This window comes from Nocardia sp. NPDC055029, from assembly GCF_053608525.1.
Genome location: NZ_JBSGVQ010000017.1, coordinates 114815 through 137063 on the forward strand (window position 1 = coordinate 114815; position 22249 = coordinate 137063).

The following is a 22249-nucleotide window of genomic DNA, read 5'->3' on the forward strand; positions in this document are numbered from 1 at the left end:
GCTAGCCCAGCTGTAGGAATCCGGCTAGGGCCGCCAGTTCCTCCGGTGTGTCCGGCAGGTACTCGGTGAGCAGCGGCGAGCGGATCACGATCGCCTTCCACATCGCCCGGCACAGCGTCGCGTGGATCACGGTGCGCGACAACAACGGTCGCATCCCGAACGGCGCGTCGGCGGGGGTGGACGTGGTCATCGACAGCACGACGACGGCGGCTTCGCGGCCACGGAACCGGTCGGGCGTGCCGACCAGGACGTCTTCGATCTTGGCGCGCGCCAGCAGGGTGCGGATTCGCGCGACCTGCGCGGCGTACGGCGCGACGACGAACACGTCGTGCGGATGCAGCCGACGCGCCCGGCCGCCGGAGGTCCAGGTCTCCCCGAGCAGGGCGCGCACCCGGCGCACCACCTCGCGCGCCTCGGCATCGGATTCGGTGGCACTGCCGCGATGCTCGACGAGCACGGTGCTCACGCCGGGCGCGATCCCGGCCAGATCCCGGGCGAGGGTGATGGTTTCGCTGGCCCGCAGCTTCCCGTCGTAGCAGCTCGCCGACACCGGCTCGCACACCGCGGGATGCATGCGCCAGGTGCGATCGAGGAAGTAGCCGCGCTCGGCGGGCAGGGTGGCGGCGCCGTCGCACAGCCATTCCAGCGCCGAGACCTGCACCCGCTCCGGATGCGCCGCCTGCGCGGGAGCAGGCACCGGATCGCCGATGAGCAGCAGGTTGCGCGCGCTCACGGCGACGGCGACGGTGTCGGCCAGTGAGCACTCCCCCGCGTCGGCGATCACCAGCAGGTCCAGTGCCTCCGGCGCGATCAGGGTGTCGTCGACGAAATCGGCGGTGGTACCGCCGATCACGCACCCGTTGACGGCATTGTCGAGGAACCGCGGGTACCGATCGGCATCGATGGCCGACCATTCCGGGCCGACCGAGGCGACGTCCTTCTTGGCCACCAGCTCGGGCAGCAACCCGGCATCGACGACGGCGTCGAAGATCCGCTCGATCACCGCGTGCGACTGCGCGACCACGCCGATCCGCCACTTGTGCCGGGTGACGAGCCGTTCGATCGCGCGGGCGGTGGTGCCGGTCTTGCCGGTACCGGGCGGGCCGTGCACGGCCAGGTAGGAGGCGTCGAGGGCGCCCACCGCGTTCGCCAGTGCCGCGGCGACGTCGCCGTGTACCTCCGGCAGCGCCGGCTCGTCGCGCAGGCGGGGCGCGCGGCGCAGGAGCAGGTCGTAGACGGCGTTCTCGGGGACCGAAGGCAGGGTCATGAGCAGGTCCTGGGCGGTGAACTCCAGTGCCGCTTCGATATCGGCTTCGCCGTCGGGCGGGCCGGGGGCGATGGCCGCGGGAAGGTCGTCGTAGGGCGGGCAGCCCGCGGGCAGCAGCTCCTCCAGCCGGACGGTGTCGTCGAAGTTCGCGTCGACGGCGCAGCCGAGGACGGTCGCCGTCGCGGTGGCGCGGCGGCCGAGGGTCTGGGTCATGCCCGCCGCGGCGGCGCCGTCGTAGATGGTGACCATCTGGGTGCCCGGCGTGAGCGTCGCGCCGGTGCCGAGCCTGCCGGTCAGCGTCAGGTAGCGGCGCATCGTCGGAAGCTGGGGTGTGCGATGCCATTTGGTGTCGACGGTGCCCCACTCGGCGACCAGCACGCCCGGCGCGTCGGCCCATTCGCCGACGGGATGGCCGAGCCGGTCGATGTGGGCCCACCAGCGGGGCTGGCGTTCGCGGCGGTGGTAGCCGAGGACGGCGGCCGTCAGCGCGGCGGCGCGGGCCGCGTCGCCCTCGGCGGCGGCGGCGAATTCGGCGAGCGCGGCTTCCAGCGAGCCGGGCCGCAGCGACGGCGGCGCGTCGGACTCGGCGACGGCGAACCGGGTGCCCGGCACGTCGACACCCGCGTCGGCGGCGCGGGCGAGCAGCCAGTCGCGCAGGGCGAGCACGGTGGTGGCGCGGCTCTCGGTGGCGGGGAACAGCCCGGCCAAACCCGTGGTGTCGTAGGACTGTTCGCCGATCAGCAGCGCGGTGCGCACGATGGGCGCCAGATCGAACAGAGCGCCGTCGGCCAGCAGCTCGTCGAGCAGGTCGGCGCCGGTGCCGAGGCGGCCCGACCAGTCCAGCAGTGCCGTCCTGACCGCCGAACCGTAGTGGTACACCCGCACCCGCGGGTCGGCGGCGCGGTGCTCGCCGATGATGTCGAGCAGTTCGTCGAGCACGTCTCCCGTCGAGTCGGCGCCGGTACACCGGTCGACGTCGTCCTGCGGCGCGCGCGCCCGGCTGATCGCGGGGCGGTAGACGACCGAGCTCGCGTCGGACAGTTCGACGGCGGTGACGGCGCCGCGCTCGTCGACGTCGGCGATCAGTGCGAGATCGCCGTGGCTCGGCGCGGGCAGCGCACCCAATGCGGTGGCATCGCGCAGGGCGAAGACCGGCTCGCCGGTGCGCTCCCGCTGCACCTGGATCTCGGCTTGGCGGCGCAGGGCGGTCACCGTGCGCGGAGCGAGACCCGCGACCGGTGTGGTCGTCGTGGCGAGCCGGTCGATCGTCAGCACACCGGCTTCGCGCAGCCGCGCCCGCTGGGAAGGCCGAATCCCCGCCACCAGCAACAGATCCCGCGCGGTCGCAGCGGCCACGCGACAGCTCGCGCATCGTCCACACGCGAGGTAGCGCGGATCACCCCACTGCACCGGCAGCAGCTCGGTCAGCTTCTCCTCGACAATCCGCTCCACCCGCGCCCGACGCGCCAGGTACACCGACCGGAGCTCATCGGTGCGCACGCGCTGCTCCCCTGTCGGTGTAGACAGAGACGCCCACGGATCGATGCCGATCTTTGCGGCGGTCAGCGCCTCCGCGCACGCCGCGAACGCGATTCGGGCACGCAACGATGCACGAGGAGTGTCGACCTCGAGCGCGCCGGCCGACGCGGTGGCCCGCTCGAACGGCGTCCGGCCTATAGCAAGCTCGCGACGCAGAGCGCGGAAATCATCGCGAGGCGAAGCGAATCGCGCGTCGGTTGGCGCGGGCGTCGGCGGCCCGAGAAGTGACGCGGCGGTCGCATTGTCCACGAGCCCGGGCGCTTCCGGCCGGGAGCCGAGATCACCGTGCAGCTCGCCGTCGGGCTCGTCCGGCACGTCAGTCCCGAAACCACCACGCGGATCGCCACCGACCTCGGCAGATCCGATGGCGGTGTGCAGCGTGTAGCGCTGCGCTCCCGCATCGCGGACAAGAAGGTCGGCGCCGCAGACGAATCGGCCGTCGAAGAAGACCGCGCCGTGGATGGCGGCGGCTCCGTCACGCAGCGCCGCCATGGTCTGTTCGGCGGCGGTGGTGAGCGCGGTGATCCGGTCGGCGGGTGAAGCGCCGGGTACCTCGGGTGACGGGATGCGGATCAGTGCGTCACCGAAGTGGCGCAGCAACTCCGGCGCCACCCCGGCCGTGCGGACGACAGGGACAGCGGCGTCCGGCGCGCCGGGGAGGTTGCCGAGGGCCGCGTCGACGGCGCGCAGCAGCGCGAACTCACAGTCCGCGGCGCGCACGAGGTCGCCGACGGCACCGATCACCCGATCACCGGACACGAACAAACGCGGCCCTCCTGTGTTCACGCACACCCGACGGCAAACACCTTAACCAGCACCGCGGGCGACCAGGGCGCTACCCGCGGCATGTCGAACTTCGCCACGGGGTGTGCCTTCGCCGATCCCTGCGAAGGCGCCCGGCGTCAGAACCGCGGCTTGCGCCGTTCGGTCCGCGGACGCGCCTCGCGATCGCGCCGCGGGCCGCGCGCGTTCAGCCGCTGGGAGGGCGGGCCCTGATCGGGCTGCAGCTGGATCAGCACACCGCTGATCCTGGTGCGGCGCAACGCTTCCAGCGTTTCGTTCGGCAGGTTGGCAGGCAGCTCGACGAGGCTGTAATCGGGCCGGATGCTGATGTGCCCGAAGTCGCTGCGGCGCAGGCCGCCCTCGTTGGCGATGGCGCCGACGATCGCGCCGGGCACCACGCGGTGCCGCTTGCCGACGCTGATCCGGTAGGTCGCCAGCTCCTGGCCGCTCTCGCGGGAGAACGACGGGCCGCGAGGGGCGCGGTCCTCGTCGTCGAAGCGGCGCGGGGCGCGCTCCCGGTCCCGATCCCGGTCCCGATCGCGCTCACGGCGCGGCGCGGGCTCCGGCTCGGGCTCCATGAAGAAGTTGTCGCCGTCGAAGCCGCCGACGGCCAGCGCCGCCGCGATGTCGACCAGCGGCGTGTTGTGCTCGGCCTCGTAGTCCTCGATCAGCTTGCGGAACAGCGCCACATTGTCCGAGGACAGGTTCTCGGTGATCGCGTCACCGAACTTCGAGACACGGGTCGCGTTGACGTCGTCCACGCTGGGCAGCTGCATCTCGGTGAGCGGATGCCGGGTGGCGCGCTCGATCGACTTGAGCAGATGACGCTCGCGCGGGGCGACGAACAGCAGCGCCTGACCCGAGCGGCCCGCGCGACCGGTGCGGCCGATGCGGTGCACGTAGGACTCGGTGTCGTGCGGGATGTCGTAGTTGACGACGTGCGAGATGCGCTCGACGTCGAGACCACGCGCGGCCACGTCGGTGGCGACCAGGATGTCGAGCGCGCCCGACTTCAGCTGGCCGATGGTGCGCTCACGCTGGTTCTGCGCGATGTCACCGTTGATCGCCGCGGCGGAGAAACCACGCGAGCGCAGCTTCTCGGCCAGCTCCTCGGTGGCCTGCTTGGTGCGCACGAAGATGATCATCGCCTCGAAGTCCTCGACCTCGAGCACGCGGGTGAGGGCATCGAGCTTGCGCTGATGCGACACCTGCACATAACGCTGGGTGATGTTGGTGTTGGTCTGGGTCTTGGACTTGACCGTGATCTCGACCGGGTCGTTCAGGTACTGCTTGGAGATCTTGCGGATCGCGCCCGGCATGGTCGCGGAGAACAGCGCGACCTGCTTGTCGTTCGGGGTGTCGCGCAGGATGCGCTCGACGTCTTCCTGGAAGCCCATCTTGAGCATCTCGTCGGCCTCGTCGAGCACCAGGTAGCGCAGCTGGGTCAGATCCAGCGTGCCCTTCTCCAGGTGGTCGATCACGCGGCCCGGCGTACCGACGACCACATGCGCGCCGCGGCGCAGGCCCGACAGCTGCACGCCGTAGCTCTGCCCGCCGTAGATCGGCAGCACGTGCAGACCGGGGATGTGCGAGGAGTACTTGCCGAAGGCCTCGGCGACCTGGATGGCGAGCTCACGCGTCGGGGCGAGCACCAGCGCGCTCGGCTTCTTCTGGGCGGTGTCCAGACCCATCAGGATCGGGATCGCGAAGGCAGCGGTCTTGCCGGTGCCGGTCTGGGCGAGGCCGACCACATCCGCGCCGGACAGCAGCGGGGGAATCGTCGCCGCCTGGATCGGGGACGGCGATTCGTAGCCCACATCGGCGATGGCCGCGAGGACGCGGTCATCGATCCCGAGATCGGCGAATGTCGGGCCTTCTTCGTGCCTGTCGTCGTCGGCAGGAACGCTGTCGACCTCATTGGTACTCATTGACCAGCAGTTTACTGCCTGACGGTAGCTGTCCCGGCCACCGGGTGAATACGGTGAGACCTATGCAACTGCCCAACGGGTCAGCACATCAGGAACCGACACCCGCCGAGGTGCCGATCGCGGTCGTCCAATTCGCTCCCCAGACCGACCCGGCGGCCAATCTGGCGACGTTGCGTGAGCACGTCCGCACGGCCGTCGAGGCGGGTGCCAGGCTGGTGCTCGCACCCGAATACTCGATGTTTGCGGTGACCCGCCTGGATGAGCGGGTGGTGGCGATCGCCGAGCCGCTCGACGGGCCGTTCACCACCGGACTCAGCGCTCTCGCCGCGGAATTCGGGGTCTATCTGGTGGCCGGTGTCGTCGAGCAGCCGACGCCGGGAGCGACCAGGATCAGCAATACGCTCGTCGCTCACGGGCCCGACGGCGCGCGCGTGGCGGTGTACCGGAAAGTGCATCTGTACGACGCGTTCGGCTATCTGGAATCCGATGTCGTCGAAGCCGGCCCGCTCGTCGCGCCCGCCACCTTCGCCGTCGACGGTGTGATATTCGGCATGCAGACCTGTTTCGATCTCCGTTTTCCGGAGGGATGTCGGCGTGTCGCGGCCGCGGGCGCGCAGGTGCTGCTGCTGGCCGCGCAGTGGATTCCCGGCCCGGCGAAGGTCGACCAGTGGACGACGCTGCTGCGCGCCCGCGCGATCGAGAACACGATCTACGTCGCGGCCGCCGATCAATGCGCGCCGCATGGCTCTGGCGCGTCGATGATCGTCGACCCCACGGGTGCCGTTCTCGCCGAACTCGGCGACGAGCTGGGCGTGCTCACCGCGTCGATCGACCCGGCGCACATCGCCCGCGTCCGCACCGCCAACCCGAGCCTGGCGCTGCGCCGTTTCGCCATCACCGAGCGCGTTTCGCCGGAGCCCGCCGCGGAGTAGCGTTCGAGACGTGGTCTACCCGGATCGAGCAGCGGCGGGCCGCGTCCTCGGCACGGCCCTGGAGCACCTGCGGGACTCGCATCCGCTGGTGCTCGGGCTCCCGCGCGGCGGTGTCCCGGTGGCCGCGGCCGTGTGCTCGATCGTCGGCGGTGAGCTCGACGTGCTGCTGGTTCGCAAGCTGGGTCTGCCCTGGCAGCCGGAGCTGGCGATGGGGGCGCTCGGGGAGGGCGGTGTGCTTGTGCTGAACCGGGATGTCATCGACCGCAGCGGGGTCTCCCAGGACGCGTTCGACGAGGTCGAGCGGGACGAGCGCATCGAGCTCGCCCGCAGGCAGCACGCGCTGCGGACCGGCGATCCGGTCCCGCTGACCGGGCGCACCGTGGTGATCGTCGACGACGGCATGGCGACCGGCGCGACGGTGGTGGCCGCGTGCCGGGTCGCGCGAGCCCAGGATCCCGAGCAGCTGGTGGTCGCGATGCCGGTGTCGTCGCCCGAGGCCGCGCGGCGGGTCCGGCGCGAGTGCGACGAATTGGTCTGCCTGTGGACGCCCGCCGAACTCGGCGGAGTCGGCATGGCGTACCGCGACTTCCATCAGCTCGCCGACGACGAGGTGACCGAACTGCTGAGCTAGAGCCGGCTCAGCCGAAGCACTGCCCCTCGCCGCGGTAGGTCGGAACCGTTGTCCGCGAACCCGATTCGTCGACCAGGTGGATCTGGTCGAACCGTTCGCACAGCTCGCCCGCCTTGGCGTGCCGGAACCACACGCGATCGCCGATCTCGAGCTCCGCGCCGCCTGCCAGCGGGGTCTGTACCTCCCCAGCGCCTTCGGAACCCAGCAGCTTCAGGCCCGCGGGCCACACCGGCAGCGGGACGCGGCTCGGGCCCGCGGGGCCGGAGGCGATGTAGCCGCCCGCGAACACGGTGGCGATGGTCGGGGTCGGCTTGCGCAGCACCGGGGTGGCGAAGAACAGCGCGGGACGCGGGGTGAACGAGCGGTAGTGGTCGAACAGGGTCGGCACGTACAGCCCGGACCCGGCGGTCACCTCGGTGACATCGGGATCGGTGATCGACACCTCGATCGACCCGGTGCCGCCGCTGTTGACGATCTCCAGCGGCCCGGTCACCATGCGCACGGCGTCGAGCACCTGGCCGCGCCTGCGCCCGATCTCGACGGCCGACAGGCGCTTGACCACCCGCACCGCGGGGTTGCTGTCGGGCAGGCCGGCGATCTGGGCCTCGTAGGTCATCACGCCGACCACGTCGAACCCGCGCCTGCGCGCCTCGGTGGCCAGCACGGCGGCCTGGTCGGGGGTGCGCACCGGCGAGCGGCGGGTCCCCAGGTGCAGCGGGCCGATCCGCAGGGCGGCGTCGACGTCGAGGCAGACGCGGGGGCGGACCAGATCGGTGCCGAGTGCGGCGCGGGTGAGTTCGAGCTGGGCGACATCGTCGATCATCAGGGTGATCGAGCCGAGCAGGAGCGGGTCGGCGGCGAGTTCGGCCAGCGCGGCCCGGTCGGTGACCGGGTAGCCGAGCAGGACGTCGCGGGCGCCGAGGCGGGTCAGCCAGATGGCCTCGCGCAGCGAGTAGGCCATGATGCCGGCGAAGCCGCCCTGCGCGGTGAGGCCGGTGCCGAGGACGCGTTCGAGCACGGCGCGGCAGCGCACCGACTTGCTGGCGACGCGGACCGCGACACCGTTCGCGCGGCGGACCAGGTCGGCGGCATTGGCATCGAGGGCGGTCAGGTCGAGGGCGGCCAGCGGCGGGTCGAGCTCGGCGGTCGCCGCGTGCAGACCGGGCAGCGATGTCGTCTGGGTCACTCGACTACTGAACCACCAATTTGGTCAGTCGTCCAGCATCCCGCCGGTCAGACTTCGACGGCCTTGAGGGTCAGGCAGCCGACCAGGTCATCGATGACGACGAGGGTCGTCTCGTCGTTGCCGTCGGCGAGCCAGCGCAGGACCGCCCCGTAGAGCACCGAGACGATGTAGGTGGCGACCGAGTCGATCGGCTCGAGCCACTGAGTGCCCGAGTGCTTGGCGCACAGGCCGAGGAAGGCGACGGCTTCGTCGTCCATCTCCCGGAACAGTGCGGTAGCTGTCGGGTCGCCGACGGTCTCGCCCGACGGGGACCACCGTTGCCGCAGGGTTTGCAGCGTGGCCTCGTAGGCGGCGACCCTGCGGTCCGGCGCGGCCTTCACCAGCGGCCAGTAGGCGCTCATGCCCGCGTGCAGCAGGATGCGCAGCGCCCGCACGCCGGTGGCGTCCGAATTGGCGGCGGCTTGCTCGATGGCTTCGCAGACGGCGGGCCGCAACGCGGCTTCGGTAAGTTCACGACTGGCGCTCAACGACAACTCCTCGGCAACAAATTTCGCTGCCCGCGGCGATGCGAGCTAAGTGGAGAAGATCGATCACGTGCGATCAACCTATCCAGCGAGCTCGATCTTAGAAGGTTTTCTGGATTCATGAACTGATTCAGCCGTCCTTTTCAGACTGAAAGATTGTTTTGTTATCCGAATGCGACCTTTTGTAAAACCGACCATACGGTTGAATTACTTCGCATTCCCTGCATCCGGCGCCCCCACGCCATCATCCGACCCCAGGTCGAGTGTACAAGTCACCGCAGGCGGCCCCCGGGATTCTGTGGGCGACAGCACAGTGGCACCCCGCGGAACGGACGCCACACAGTGCGTGTCGGATCCGCGAACTCCATCGCGGACTCTGCCGTCGCGTCGATAACCTGGACAAGTGACTCTCTCGCCTCCTGCCGACCAGTTCGCCCTCAGCGGCACCTTCAATTTCCGCGATGTGGGCGGGCTGCGCACCGCCGACGGTACGACGACGCGCCCCGGGGTGCTGCTGCGCTCGGCCCAGCTGAGCGGACTCGACGCGAAGGGCCACGACACCCTGCGGACGCTGCGCGTCACCGACGTGCACGATCTGCGCGGCCTCGCCGAGATCGACCACATCGGCCACGACACGCTGCCCGACGGCGTGCGCCTGCACGTCACCCCGTTCGACTCCAGGATGGGCGAGGCGCCGCCGCACGAGGCGCAGAAGACCTCGGCGCTGGCGCACATGATCGAGGTCTACCGGCAGTTCCCGGTGATGCCGGAGGCGCACGCGGCGATCGTCCGCCTCGCCACCTCGGTCGCCGAGGGCGACGGCGCCGCGCTGGTGCACTGCGCGGCGGGCAAGGACCGCACCGGCTGGGCGGTCGCGACCGTGCTGCGCGCGGTCGGCGTCACCGAGGACGACGTCTACACCGACTACCTCGCCAGCAATGCCGCCGTCGAGCCGCTGCGGATGATGCTGGAACCGAAGATCGCCACGGACGGGGCGCTGTCGATCGATCTGCTCGGTGTGCGCGAGGAGTACCTGCGCACCGCCGACGCCTCGGTGCACGAGACCTACGGCGGCACCGAGGGCTACCTGAGCGCGATCGGGCTGACCGGCGCGCTGCGCGAGGCAGTACGCACGCGCTTGCTCTGAGCTACAGGCCGCTGACCCGGCGCTGCCGTACCGGCAGCACCGCGCGGACCAGGCCGTCGGCCTCGATGCTCACCAGATTGCCGGTGTGGAACCAGGTTCCACTGAAGCGGGCCATCGAGGCGTCGGGGTCGTTCCAGTAGCGCCTGCTGACATTCGGGCCGCGGCACAGCAATTCGCCGCGGCCCGCGCTCGCCTGCGGTCCGGCCAGTGCCAATTCCGTGCCGCCGAAGGCGAATCCGAGGGTGGACCCGGATTCGGCGAGGTCGGTGTCGTCGACCATCAGGCCGATGCCGCTGGTCTCGGTGGCGCCCCAGACCGACCACTGCCTCGCCGCGGGGAACAGCCCGCGCAGCGCCGCGGTCAGCGTGGCAGGCGCCGCGGCGGCGGCGCGTTCGGACCGGTGACAGGCCTTGCTGATCCGCCGCACGCCCGCCCCGGCCTGACGTGCGGTGAGTTCGGGCAGGAGCCCGGTGAAGATGCGCGGCGTGGCCGAGACCGTGTCGATCCGCTCGGTCTCGAGCACGTCGGCGAGGTCGCGCGTGCCCGGCGCGAGCACCACCGTGCCGCCGACCGCGAAGGTCGGCAGCAGCTGGTCGACGCAGCCGCTGGCGTGGGCCAGCGGCAACAGCACCAGGTTGCGCATGCCGTCGGCGGACAGGTCGAGCGCGCCGATCACCGAGGACACCGCCGAGAGCAGGTTCTCGTTGGTCAGCTCGACGCCGGTGGGCACCGGCCGCCTGGCCGCGGTGCCGGTGTAGCAGAGCAAGGCCGGATCATCCAGTGCCGCACCGTCATCGATATAGGCGGCGCTGTCGGGCAGCGGGCCGTCGGGGCCGAGCACGAAATCGGCGCGGCTGTCGGCGATCACCCGCTCGGCGATCGCGGCGGGCAGCGAGTCGGGCACCAGGACCGGCACCGCGCCGGAGAGCAGCGCACCGAGGAAGGCCTGTACCCAGCGCGCGCTCGTCGGCATGTGCACCGCGACGCGGTCGCCGTAGCCGATGCCGTGGTCCTGCAGGCCACCCGCGATCCGCGAGGCGCTGTGCCACAGTTCGCGATAGGTCAGGCGCGGCCCGCCGACCTCGACGATCGCCTCCCGCCCGGTGAACGAGTGCACCCGCAGGTCGAGCAGTTCGGTGAGGGCCGGGCTGAGATCTCCGTAGCGAAGGATGCCGTCGGAACCCCTGGTCAGCCGCCCGGCCGCGCCCTTGGCCGGGAACTCGATGATGGTCGCGCCCGGTTCGTGCTCGCTCTGACCCATCCGGACCTCCACGTACGTCGATGCAGCACCGCACCTGTGACTATATGACGTGGATCACAGTGTTGTCAGGCAGTCGGCGGGGTCATTCGCCGCGATAGGTCGCCTTGCCGGGTCCGACCTCGAGGAAACTGAGCACGGCGCCTTGCAGATCGGCGGTGTCGAACAGCTCGCCCGACACCTTCGGCGTCGCCGAATCCGCGTGTGCCACACCGCCGGAACGCCACGCCTCGATGATCCGCTTGGTCGCGGCGTGCGCGCGGGTCGGGCCCTCGGCGAGGCGGGTGACCAGCGCACGGGCCGCGGTGTCGACATCCTCGTGAATCGCGTTGACCACACCCCACTCCGCCATCGTGGCCGCGTCGTAGAGGTCGCCGGTCATCACGAACTCGCGGGCGCGGCCCGAACCGGCCCGCTCGGCCAGCCGCTGCGGGCCTCCCATCGACGGCGTCAGGCCGACGACCGTCTCCACCAGCCCGAACTTCGCCTTCGGCGCGGCCAGGATGATGTCGCAGGCCAGCGAGATCTCGAAGGCCGCGGTGAGGGTGAGCCCGTGCGCGGCGAACACCACCGGGCACGGCAGCGCCTCGAGTGGGTGGATGATCTGCGCGAACAGCTCGCGCCACAGCTGCGCGCCCTCCTCGACACCGAGCCCGTAGAAGACGTTGACGTCGACGCCGCCCGAGACGACCTTGCCCTCGGCCCGCAGCAGCACCGCGCGCGGCGGCTGCGCGGTCACCGCGGCGATATCGGCGATCAGCGAGTTCATGAGCTGGCGATCGAAGAGGTTCAGCGGCGGGTGGGCGAGGGTGATCGTCGCGATCTCGGCACCGGCTTCGGTGAACTCGCGCGTCAGTCGGGTCGGCTGCGTTGCACTCATCCGGTCAGCGTAGAACCAGCGCGGGCTCGCGGACAGTACCTACCGGGCGGAGACCGTGCCCACATCGTGGAACCAGCGGGGTGTCGGCGCGCGTTGACATGATGAGCTGCCGGGGACCTCGGTGCCCTACAGTTCGTTCGTCGGGGCGAAGATGGAGGACGACGCCGTGTTCAACAAAGCGATCGAAAAGGCCGTGGTCGACGTACTCGACACCGGGTCGAAACTGCAGGCGCCCGCCGTGCGTCGCTACGTCGAATTCCTACGTGAACGTCATCCCGGTGAGAGCCCCGCCCAGATCGTGGTACGGCTGGAGAAGCAGTATCTGCTCGCCGTCACCGGCAGCGGCGCCGCGGTCGGCGCGACCGCGGCGGTCCCGGGGATCGGCACCCTGGCCGCGCTCGGCGCCATCAGCGCGGAGACCGCGTTCTTCATGGAGGCCTCGGCCCTGTTCACCCTGGCCGAGGCCTACGTCCACGGCATCGAGCCCGAGGACAAGGAGACACGGCGCGCGATGGTGCTCGCGGTCGTGCTCGGCGACACCGGCATGGCGATCGTGCAGAAGGGCCTCGGCACCTCGTCCAAGAACTGGGCGGGCATGGTCGCGAACAAGGTGCCCGGGATCTCGGCCATCAACAACAAGCTGCTGCAGCAGTTCATCAAGCGGTTCATCACCAAGCGCGCGGCGCTGATGGCGGGCAAGATCCTGCCCGCCGGCATCGGCGCCGCCATCGGTGGCGTCGGTAACCGGACGCTGGGCAGGGTGACGATCGACAACGCGCGCAAGGCTTTCGGGCCGGCGCCCGCGTTCTGGCCGACCCCGCTGCACCGCGTCATCGACGCCGATCCACTGCCCGCCATCGACGCCACGCCTGCGAAGAACGCCGCGCCGGCGAAGAAGCGGTGAGCGGGCGGCCCGGCGACGCTGTGCGGGTGCGCGGCGTCGGCAAACAGTTCGATCTGGTCGGCGCCGTGCACGACATCGACTTCGCGGTGCCCGCCGGTGCGGTCACCGCGCTCGTCGGGCCGACCGGCGCGGGCAAGTCGACGGTGCTGCGGATCGTGCTCGGCCTGCAGCAGCCGACCACCGGCAGCGTCGACATCGGCGTGCCAGGCACCGGTCCCGGCGCGGTCGGCGCGGTGCTGAGCCCGCGCGGCCTGCATCCGGCGCGCACGGTCCGCGATCATCTGCGCTGCTACGCGCCGCTCGCCGGAGCGAGGCGGCGGCGCGTCGCCGCGGTGCTGGAGGAGACCGGGCTCGCCTCGATCGCCGATACCGTTGTCGCCCAGCTGCATCCGGGTCAGCAGACCCGGCTCGCGCTGGCGACCGCGCTGCTGGCCGATCCCCCGCTGCTCGTGCTCGACGATCCGTTCACCGGTGCCGACAGCTTCGAACGTGGCTGGCTGCACGAATTGCTGCGCCGCCACGTGAGCCGCGGCGGCACCGTGCTGGTGAGCTCGGACAAGCTCGCCGACGTGGTGTCGACGGCCGATCAGCTGGTCGTGCTGAGCGAGGGCGCCGTCGTCTGGCAGGGCACACCGGCCAAACTGCGGCGCGGGCATCCCGACCGGCTGGTCGTGGCCGCCTCGCCCTCGATCGCGCTGGCCACCGCCCTGGCCGCGCAGGGCTTCACCGACGCGGTGATGCGGCCCGACGGGCGGCTGGCGGTGGCCGAGGCGAGCGAGTCGACCATCCGCTCGGTGGCCGAGGCTGCGCAGGTACGCATCGGCAGCATCGTCACCGACCCGATCCACCCCGACCGGGTGCTCGCCTCGCTGACCAAACCGCGCAGGCACCGGCACTCCCCGCCCGTGCAGGCGGCGAATCCCGCCGCGTTCGCCCCGGCGCCGACCTCGTATGGGATGCCACGATGACCGCTGTGCTGCCCGCCGATCTCCTGCCCGGCATCGAGTCCGAGGCGCGCAAGGTCGTCGCGGTGCGCCCTGCCCGTGTGCTGCTCGGCGCGCCCGTCGTGCTCGCGCTGGTCGCGACGCTGATCACCGCGCTCATGTCCGGGCCGGCCGATCCGAAGGGTCAGCCCGCCACCGGGGCCGCCACGATCGGGCTCTATCTCGGGATGATCGCGGTGTTCGTGGTGGCCGCGGTGCTCGGCATCGCCGCGACCGGCGGTGAGTACCGGCGCAAGACCATGGCGCTGACGGTGCTGTTCGCGCCCGACCGCGATCGGCTGGCGACCGCGAAATACGCCACGACCGCCGCGTTCGCCTTCGCCGTTGCGCTGGCCGCCGAACTGGTGAGTTTCCTGGTGCTGCTTGCCGTCGGGCGCGGCAAGTTCGAGCTCGGCTGGCAGCTGATCGAGGTGCTCGGCGCCGGTCTGCTGGTCGCCATGTGCTGGGCGGTGATCGGGGCCGGCATCGGGCTGCTGCTGCGCACGGTCAGCGGGGCGGTCTGGCTGGTGCTCGGCTGGGCGTTCGTGCTCGAACCGCTGATCTGGGTGGTGGCCAAGGGCTTCGGGGCCGGTGGCTTCACGTCCATCCTGCCCGTCTCCGCGACCGTCGCCGGGGTGAGCGCCGGTTCGTTCCAGGAGGCCGAGGTCTTCGCGCCGACACCGGCCGCGCTGGTGGTGCTCGTGCTGTGGACCGTCGCGATCGGCGCCGCGGGCTGGTGGGACCTGCGCACCCGCGACCTGTAGCGCCGGTGGCCACCACCGAATCCGGCTGGATCCGCAGACTCTGGCACCTGAGCCTGCAGCACCCCCGCCTGCTCGCGGGCATCACCGTCTCGGTGCTGGCGGGTGCGGCGGTATCGATCGCCGCGCCGCTGGCCACCAAACGCGCCGTCGACGCCGCCGTCGCGGGCGACACCACCGTCATCGGCACCGCGGCCGCGCTCCTCGCGTTGCTCGCGGTCGGCCGGTTCTTCGTCACCTTCGCGCGCAGACTCTGGGCGGGCAAGCTGTCGCTGGAAGTGCAGCACAGCCTGCGGGTCTCGCTGCTCGCCGCCCTGCAACGGCTCGACGGCGCGGGCCAGGACGCGATCCGCACCGGGCAGGTGGTCTCGCGCTCGATCACCGATCTGCAACTGGTGCAGGGACTGCTGGCGATGGTGCCGTGGTCGGGGCTGGCGGTGCTGCAATTCGTGCTGTCGGCGGTGGTGATGGTGTGGCTGAGCCCGCCGCTGGCGCTGGCCGCCCTGCTGGTCGCGCCCGCGATGGCGGTGGTGGTGCTGCGACTGCGGCCGCGCCTGTACGCGGCGACCTGGTCGGCCCAGCAGCGCGCCGCCGACCTCGCCGAACACGTCGAGCAGACCGTCACCGGAGTGCGGGTGGTGAAGGGGTTCGGGCAGGAAGCCCGCATGGTCGACGTGCTCGAGGACCACGGCCGCCGCCTGTTCGCCGAACGGCTGCGCGCGGCCAGGATCAATGCCAGGTTCGCGCCGGTGGTCTCGGCGCTGCCGCAGGCCGGGCTGGTCGCGGTGATCATCGTCGGCGGGGTGCTGGCCAGGCACGGCGCGATCGGCGTCGGCACCTTCCTCGCGTTCACCGCCTACCTGGCCACGATGACATCCTCGGCCCGCACGATCACCTCGGTGGTGATCATGGGTCAGCTCACCAAGGCCGCCGTCGACCGGGTCTTCCAGGTGATCGACGCCGCGCCCGTGCTGGTCGATCCCGAACAGCCGGTCACGGTGCCGCCCGGGCCGCTCGGCATCGAATTCGATGCGGTGAGTTTCGGTTTCGAGGCCGATCAGCCGGTGCTGCAGAACCTCGACCTGGCCGTGCGGCCCGGGGAGACGGTCGCGATCATCGGTCCCGCCGGCTCGGGCAAGTCGACGCTGTCGCTGCTGCTGCCCCGCTTCTACGCGCCCGACGCGGGCCGGATCAGCCTGGTCGGCGCCGACGGCACCGGAGCCGACCTGGCCGACCTGCGCGCCGAGGACCTGCGCGGCGCGCTCGGCGTGGTCTTCGACGATCCGTTCCTGTTCTCCGACACCATCGCCGCCAATATCGCCCTCGGCCGTCCCGAGGCCACCGACGCCGAGATCGCGGCGGCCGCGACCGCCGCCGCCGCGGACGAGTTCATCGCCGCCCTGCCCGACGGCTACGACACCGTCATCGGCGAACGCGGCCTCACCCTGTCGGGCGGGCAACGCCAGCGCATCGCCCTGGCCAGAGCGCTGCTCACCCGGCCCCGCGTGCTGGTGCTCGACGACGCCACGTCGGCCGTGGACGCCGTCACCGAGGCCGAGATCTTCCGCAGACTGCCCGACCCTGGCGGGCGGACCACGCTGATCCTGGCCCACCGCGAGTCCACGCTGGCCCAGGCCGATCGCGTCATCCGGCTGCCCGCGCCCACCGGCTCGGCGGTGCCCGCGGCGACCTCACTCACCAAGCGCCTCCCCGACGGCGGCAGACCGCGTTCGATGTCGGCCGCCTCCGCCGATCTCAGCGAGACCCCCGAACTGCGCGCCGCCGTCGACGCGCTGCCACCGGCCATCGAGGAACCCGGCCTACCCGGTGACCTGCGCGCTCCCCAACCCGACTTCGGCCTGCGCGTCCTGCTGCGCCCGGTGCGCGGCCTGGTGGCCGCGGTCATGCTGCTCCTGATCGCCGACGCGCTGATCGGCGTCGCCTTCCCGCCGCTGGTCCGCTACGCCATCGACACCGGCGTGACCGCGGGCGACGGCACCGCGCTGGCGATCGCGGGCGCGATCGGGATCGGGCTGGTGCTGGCGGGGCTGCTGGTCGGCGTCGCGGTCACCGTGCTCACCGCGCGCACCGGCGAACGCGTGCTGTTCGGGCTGCGGGTGCGCAGCTACGCCCAGTTGCAGCGGCTCGGCCTGGATTTCTACGAGCGCGAACTGTCCGGCCGGATCATGACCAGGATGACCACCGACGTCGACGCGCTCTCGACGTTCCTGCAGACCGGCGTCGCGACCGGCCTGGTCGGGCTGATCACCCTGATCGGCGTCGCCGTCGGCCTGGTCTTCATCGATGCCGGACTCGCGCTGATCGTGCTGGCCACCGTGCCGCCGATGCTGCTGGCCACGCTGGCGTTCCGCCGGGTCTCGTCGGTGGCCTACTCCGTTTCCCGCGAGCGGGTGTCCGCGGTCAACGCCGATTTCCAGGAGAACATCGCGGGCCTGCGTGCGGTGCAGGCCGCGCGCAACGAGCCGACCGCGGCCCGCCGCTTCACCGAGTACTCCCACCGCTATCGCGACGCGCGCATGCGCGCCCAGCGCGCGATCGCGGCCTATTTCTCCTTCGGCCTTGCCTGGGCCGACCTCGCCCTTGCCGTGGTGGTCTACCTCGGCGCGAACGCGGTGGCCGACGGGCGAACGACCACCGGCACCCTGGTCGCCTTCGTGCTGTATCTCGGCCTGCTGTTCGGCCCGATCCAGGAGCTCTCGCAGGTGTTCGACGGCTACCAGCAGGCCAGGGTCGGCCTGCGCCGCATCGGTGATCTGCTGCGCACCGAGTCCTCGATCGCCGCCGATCCGCCGGACGCGCTGACCATCGACCGGCTCGACGGCGAGATCGTCTTCGACGACGTGCGCTTCCGCTACCCCGGCGCCAACACCCCGGCGCTCGACGGCGTCTCCTTCACCGTCCCGGCCGAGTCGACACTGGCGCTCGTCGGTGCGACCGGCGCGGGCAAATCGACGATCGTGAAGCTGCTGGCCCGCCTCTACGACCTCCCGGACGACCCCGCCGCGGGCTCGATCCGCGTCGACGGCGTCGATTTACGTAAATTTGTGCTCACCGACTACCGGACGCGGCTGGGAATTGTGCCCCAGGAAGCTCACCTGTTCACCGGTGACGTCGCGAGCAACATTGCGTTCGGGCAACCTTTCGCCACAACGGTGGACATCAGCACCGCGGCCGAGAACGTCGGCGCGGCGGAAATGATCGCCGGATTGCCCCGAAAAATGAACCAACCGGTCGGTGAAAGAGGGCGTGGATTGTCCGCCGGGCAGCGTCAGCTGATCGCGCTGGCCCGCGCCGAACTGGTCGACCCCGATCTGCTCCTGCTCGACGAGGCCACCTCGACCCTCGACCCGGACACCGAGGCATCGGTGCTGGTAGCGAGCCGATCGCTGGCGCGAGGCCGGACCACCGTCGTGGTCGCGCACCGGCTGGCCACCGCGGCGCGCGCCGACCTGATCGGCGTGGTCGAGCAGGGCAGGGTCGTGGAATTCGGGTCGCACCAGGAACTGCTCGCCCAGGGCGGACGTTACGCGCGACTCTGGGCGGCGGGCGCCGAAGCCGAGGGAATACTGTCGGCGCGTGACCGGTCGTAGTCGAGGAGATCGGGTCAGTAGCAACACGGGTATGCCGCTGGGCATATGCTCGGTGAGGGCGCATCGGCAGCCATCCGCTGATACCCCTGCCGGGCACGTCACAAACGTCGCAGCGCGAAGAACGAAATGAGGCGAACACCAGCTGTGAGCAGCTCAACTTCCCAGTTCGGACAGAACCAGTGGCTAGTCGACGAGATGTATCAGAAGTTCAAACAGGACCCATCCTCGGTCGACGCGAGTTGGCACGAGTTCCTCGCGGATTACACACCGGAGGCCACCGAATCCGGTAACAGCCAGGCTCCGGCTCCCGCCGCCGCTCCGGCACCGGCTCCCGCGCCTGCCGCCGCGGCTCCCAAGCCCGCTCCGGCTCCCGCTCCGGCGCCGGCGCCCGCCGCCAAGCCTGCTCCCGCCACCGTGCGCGCGCCGCAGACAACGCCGGCCCCGGTGTCCAACGCACCGGCCGCCGCGCCCAAGGCCGCCGCTGTCGCCGTTGCCGACGAGAGCAAGGTGCTGCGCGGCCCCGCCGCCGCCATCGCGAAGAACATGTCGGCCTCGCTGACGATCCCCACCGCGACCTCGGTGCGCGCGATCCCGGCCAAGCTGATGATCGACAACCGCCTGGTGATCAACAACCACCTGGCCCGCACCCGCGGCGGCAAGATCTCGTTCACCCACCTGCTCGGTTATGCGATCGTCCAGGCGATCAAGGCGTTCCCGAACATGAACCGCCACTTCGCCGAGATCGACGGCAAGCCCAACGCGGTCACCCCCGCGCACACCAACCTGGGCCTGGCGATCGACCTCGCGGGCAAGGACGGCAACCGTTCGCTGGTGGTCGCGGCCATCAAGGAAACCGAAGAGATGAGCTTCGGTCAGTTCCACTCCGCCTACGAGGACATCGTCCGCCGCGCCCGCGAGGGCAAGCTCGGCGCCGACGACTTCTCCGGCGTCACCATCTCGCTGACCAACCCGGGCACCATCGGCACCGTCCACTCCGTGCCGCGCCTCATGCCGGGCCAGGGCGCGATCATCGGTGCGGGCGCCATGGAGTACCCGGCCGAGTTCCAGGGCATGAGCGACGAGCGCCTCGCCGACATCGGCGTCGGCAAGCTGATGACGCTGACCTCGACCTACGACCACCGCATCATCCAGGGTGCCGAGTCGGGCGATTTCCTGCGCACCATCCACAACCTGCTGATCTCCGACGAGTTCTACGACGAGATCTTCCACGGCCTCGGCGTGCCGTACGAGCCGATCCGCTGGCGCAAGGACATGGCCGAGCGCGGTGTCGACAAGAGCGCCCGCGTGCTGGAGATGATCGCGGCCTACCGCAACCGCGGTCACCTGATGGCCGACACCGATCCGCTGCGCCTGGTCAAGGACAAGTTCCGCAGCCACCCCGACCTCGACGTCACCGAGCACGGCCTGACCCTGTGGGACCTCGACCGCACCTTCAACGTCGCGGGCTTCCACGGCCAGGAGCGGATGAAGCTGCGCGACGTCCTGTCGATCCTGCGCGACGCCTACTGCCGCCACGTCGGTGTGGAGTACACCCACATCCTCGAGACCGATCAGCTGCGCTGGATCCAGGAACGGGTCGAGCAGAAGCACGTCAAGCCGACGGTCGCCGCGCAGAAGTACATCCTGAACCGGCTCAACGCCGCCGAGGCGTTCGAGACCTTCCTGCAGACCAAGTACGTCGGCCAGAAGCGGTTCTCGCTCGAGGGCGCCGAGGCCGTCATCCCGATGATGGACGCCACCATCGACCAGTGCGCCGAGCACGCGCTCGACGAGGTCGTCATCGGCATGCCGCACCGCGGTCGCCTCAACGTGCTGGCCAACATCGTCGGCAAGCCGTACTCGAAGATCTTCACCGAGTTCGAGGGCAACATGAACCCGGCGGCCACACACGGCTCCGGCGACGTGAAGTACCACCTCGGCGCGCAGGGCCAGTACCTGCAGATGTTCGGCGACAACGAGATCGAGGTCTCGCTCACCGCGAACCCCTCGCACCTGGAGGCGGTCGACCCCGTCCTCGAGGGCCTCGTGCGCGCCAAGCAGGACCTGCTGAACAAGGGCGACGGTCCCGAGGGCTTCTCGGTCATGCCGCTGATGCTCCACGGTGACGCCGCGTTCGCCGGTCAGGGCGTGGTCGCCGAGACGCTGAACCTGGGTGGCCTGCGCGGCTACCGCGTCGGCGGCACCATCCACATCGTGGTGAACAACCAGATCGGCTTCACCACCGCGCCGGAGAACAGCCGCTCGACCGAATACTCCACCGACATCGCGAAGTTCATCGGCGCGCCGATCTTCCACGTCAACGGTGACGACCCGGAGGCCTGCGACTGGGTCGCGCGCCTCGCGGTCGACTTCCGGCAGAAGTTCCGCAAGGACGTCGTCATCGACCTCGTCTGCTACCGCCGCCGCGGGCACAACGAGGGCGACGACCCCTCGATGACCCAGCCGGAGATGTACGACGTCATCGACACCAAGCGTTCGGTCCGCAAGGCCTACACCGAATCGCTGATCGGCCGTGGCGACATCTCCATGAAGGAGGCCGAGGACGCGCTGCGCGACTACCAGGGTCAGCTGGAGCGCGTGTTCAACGAGGTCCGCGAGCTGGAGAAGTACGTTCCAGAGCCGTCGGAGTCCGTCGAGGACGACCAGAAGGTGCCTGCCACCGTGCAGACCGCGGTCGACAAGTCGGTCCTGCAGCGCATCGGCGACGCGTTCAACACCCCGCCGGACGGCTTCAACGTGCACCCGCGCGTCAAGCCGGTGCTGGAGAAGCGCCGCGAGATGGCCTACGAGGGCAAGGTCGACTGGGCCTTCGCCGAGCTGCTCGCCTTCGGCTCGCTGATCGACCAGGGCCACGATGTGCGCCTGACCGGTCAGGACTCGCGCCGCGGCACGTTCACCCAGCGCCACGCGGTCATCATCGACCGCCTCAACGCCGACGAGTACACCCCGCTGCACAACATCGGCTCGGAGAAGCCGGGCTGGTTCGCGGTGCACGACTCGGCGCTGAGCGAATTCGCGGCGGTGGGCTTCGAATACGGCTACTCGCTGGGTAACCCGAACGCGCTGGTCCTGTGGGAGGCGCAGTTCGGTGACTTCGTCAACGGTGCGCAGTCGATCATCGACGAGTTCATCTCCTCCGGTGAGGCCAAGTGGGGCCAGCTCTCCGACGTCGTGCTGCTGCTGCCGCACGGCCACGAGGGCCAGGGTCCGGACCACACCTCGGGTCGCATCGAGCGCTTCCTGCAGCTGTGCGCCGAGGGTTCGATGACCGTCGCGGTCCCGTCGACGCCGGCGAACTACTTCCACCTGCTGCGCCGCCACGCACTGGACGGCATCCGCCGCCCGCTGATCGTCTTCACCCCGAAGTCGATGCTGCGCAACAAGGCCGTGGTCTCCGACATCAAGGACTTCACCGAGTCGAAGTTCCGCTCGGTGTTCGACGAGCCCACCTACGAGCAGGGCATCGGCGACACCACCAAGGTCAAGCGCATCCTGCTGACCTCGGGCAAGCTCTACTACGAGCTGGCCGCAGAGAAGGCCAAGCAGAAGCGCGAGGACGTGGCCATCGTCCGGGTCGAGCAGCTGTACCCGATCCCGACGTACCGCCTCAACGAGGCACTGGCCAAGTACCCCAACGCGACCGACATCGCCTGGGTCCAGGAGGAGCCCGCCAACCAGGGCGCCTGGCCGTTCTTCGGCCTCAACCTCCCCGAGGTCCTCCCCGACCGCCTTGGCAAACTGCGCCGCATCTCCCGCCGCGCCATGTCGGCCCCGTCCTCGGGTTCGTCGAAGGTCCACGCCGTGGAACAGGCCGAGATCATCGCCGAGGCCTTCGAGCCGACCGCGTAACCGGTTACCGCACAACGGCGAACGCCGGGTGGATCATCACGATCC

General features: G+C 70.5%; 14 protein-coding genes. 8 read left to right on the forward strand and 6 right to left on the reverse strand.

The features are described from left to right. Position 1: 1 nt before the first annotated feature. Both ACWF9G_RS17305 and ACWF9G_RS17310 read right to left on the reverse strand, forming a co-directional pair. The gene (locus tag ACWF9G_RS17305; RefSeq protein ID WP_452516376.1) at positions 2-3565 is read right to left on the reverse strand and encodes an AAA domain-containing protein; all 3564 of its coding nucleotides are present in this window, start codon (positions 3563-3565) and stop codon (positions 2-4) included. Between the two features lie 143 nt (positions 3566-3708). After that, positions 3709-5517, reverse strand: coding sequence for a DEAD/DEAH box helicase (locus ACWF9G_RS17310; RefSeq protein ID WP_379303791.1), 1809 nt, complete (start codon positions 5515-5517; stop codon positions 3709-3711). A gap of 62 nt (positions 5518-5579) precedes the next feature. On the opposite strand from ACWF9G_RS17310, the gene ACWF9G_RS17315 reads away from it, so the two are divergent. Further along, complete coding sequence (locus ACWF9G_RS17315; RefSeq protein WP_452516356.1) at positions 5580-6449, forward strand: carbon-nitrogen hydrolase family protein; 870 nt, start codon at positions 5580-5582, stop codon at positions 6447-6449. Between the two features lie 10 nt (positions 6450-6459). Beyond that, the gene (locus ACWF9G_RS17320) at positions 6460-7080 is read left to right on the forward strand and encodes a phosphoribosyltransferase (RefSeq protein WP_452516358.1); all 621 of its coding nucleotides are present in this window, start codon (positions 6460-6462) and stop codon (positions 7078-7080) included. Positions 7081-7087: 7 nt separating this feature from the next. Here ACWF9G_RS17320 and ACWF9G_RS17325 read toward each other — a convergent pair whose 3' ends face one another. Together ACWF9G_RS17325 and ACWF9G_RS17330 are read right to left on the reverse strand one after the other, a co-directional pair. After that, positions 7088-8266 (reverse strand): amino acid deaminase/aldolase, encoded by a 1179-nt coding sequence (locus ACWF9G_RS17325; RefSeq protein ID WP_452516360.1) that lies wholly within the window; start codon positions 8264-8266, stop codon positions 7088-7090. 47 nt (positions 8267-8313) lie between these two features. After that, complete coding sequence (locus ACWF9G_RS17330; protein WP_452516362.1) at positions 8314-8793, reverse strand: TetR family transcriptional regulator; 480 nt, start codon at positions 8791-8793, stop codon at positions 8314-8316. A 400-nt stretch (positions 8794-9193) separates the two neighbouring features. Here ACWF9G_RS17330 and ACWF9G_RS17335 point away from each other — a divergent pair, with 400 nt between their 5' ends. Beyond that, positions 9194-9937 carry a tyrosine-protein phosphatase gene (locus ACWF9G_RS17335; RefSeq protein ID WP_452516364.1) on the forward strand — a complete coding sequence of 248 codons (744 nt, stop codon included), beginning with the start codon at positions 9194-9196 and terminating at the stop codon, positions 9935-9937. A 1-nt stretch (position 9938) separates the two neighbouring features. Here ACWF9G_RS17335 and ACWF9G_RS17340 read toward each other — a convergent pair whose 3' ends face one another. Next, positions 9939-11198: a class I adenylate-forming enzyme family protein gene (locus tag ACWF9G_RS17340; RefSeq protein ID WP_379303803.1), complete on the reverse strand. Its 1260-nt coding sequence runs from the start codon at positions 11196-11198 to the stop codon at positions 9939-9941. 82 nt (positions 11199-11280) lie between these two features. Continuing rightward, positions 11281-12075 carry an enoyl-CoA hydratase/isomerase family protein gene (locus ACWF9G_RS17345; protein ID WP_452516366.1) on the reverse strand — a complete coding sequence of 265 codons (795 nt, stop codon included), beginning with the start codon at positions 12073-12075 and terminating at the stop codon, positions 11281-11283. Positions 12076-12226: 151 nt separating this feature from the next. On the opposite strand from ACWF9G_RS17345, the gene ACWF9G_RS17350 reads away from it, so the two are divergent. The 5 genes from ACWF9G_RS17350 (at position 12227) to ACWF9G_RS17370 (ending at position 22204) form a co-directional block, all read left to right on the forward strand. Further along, positions 12227-12979, forward strand: coding sequence for a hypothetical protein (locus ACWF9G_RS17350; protein WP_452516377.1), 753 nt, complete (start codon positions 12227-12229; stop codon positions 12977-12979). After that, a complete protein-coding gene (locus ACWF9G_RS17355) occupies positions 12976-13947 on the forward strand; it encodes an ATP-binding cassette domain-containing protein (protein WP_452516367.1) in 972 nt (323 codons plus the stop codon). The genes ACWF9G_RS17350 and ACWF9G_RS17355 overlap by 4 nt, the downstream gene beginning before the upstream one ends. Next, on the forward strand, positions 13944-14726 hold the full coding sequence (locus ACWF9G_RS17360; RefSeq protein WP_379303811.1) for an ABC transporter permease: 783 nt from the start codon (positions 13944-13946) through the stop codon (positions 14724-14726). The genes ACWF9G_RS17355 and ACWF9G_RS17360 overlap by 4 nt, the downstream gene beginning before the upstream one ends. 5 nt (positions 14727-14731) lie before the next feature. After that, positions 14732-18334 (forward strand): ABC transporter ATP-binding protein, encoded by a 3603-nt coding sequence (locus tag ACWF9G_RS17365; RefSeq protein WP_452516370.1) that lies wholly within the window; start codon positions 14732-14734, stop codon positions 18332-18334. Positions 18335-18460: 126 nt separating this feature from the next. Continuing rightward, positions 18461-22204, forward strand: coding sequence for a multifunctional oxoglutarate decarboxylase/oxoglutarate dehydrogenase thiamine pyrophosphate-binding subunit/dihydrolipoyllysine-residue succinyltransferase subunit (locus ACWF9G_RS17370; RefSeq protein ID WP_379303815.1), 3744 nt, complete (start codon positions 18461-18463; stop codon positions 22202-22204). Positions 22205-22249: the final 45 nt, after the last annotated feature.

Bases quoted from the DNA above. Each gene is read 5' to 3' on its own strand.
- ACWF9G_RS17350 (WP_452516377.1), top strand. From the start codon at position 12,227: ATGGAGGACGACGCCGTGTTCAACAAAGCGATCGAAAAGGCCGTGGTC.
- ACWF9G_RS17315 (WP_452516356.1), top strand. From the start codon at position 5,580: ATGCAACTGCCCAACGGGTCAGCACATCAGGAACCGACACCCGCCGAG.
- ACWF9G_RS17310 (WP_379303791.1), bottom strand. From the start codon at position 5,517: ATGAGTACCAATGAGGTCGACAGCGTTCCTGCCGACGACGACAGGCAC.
- ACWF9G_RS17370 (WP_379303815.1), top strand. From the start codon at position 18,461: ATGAGGCGAACACCAGCTGTGAGCAGCTCAACTTCCCAGTTCGGACAG.
- ACWF9G_RS17345 (WP_452516366.1), bottom strand. From the start codon at position 12,075: ATGAGTGCAACGCAGCCGACCCGACTGACGCGCGAGTTCACCGAAGCC.
- ACWF9G_RS17360 (WP_379303811.1), top strand. From the start codon at position 13,944: ATGACCGCTGTGCTGCCCGCCGATCTCCTGCCCGGCATCGAGTCCGAG.
- ACWF9G_RS17340 (WP_379303803.1), bottom strand. From the start codon at position 11,198: ATGGGTCAGAGCGAGCACGAACCGGGCGCGACCATCATCGAGTTCCCG.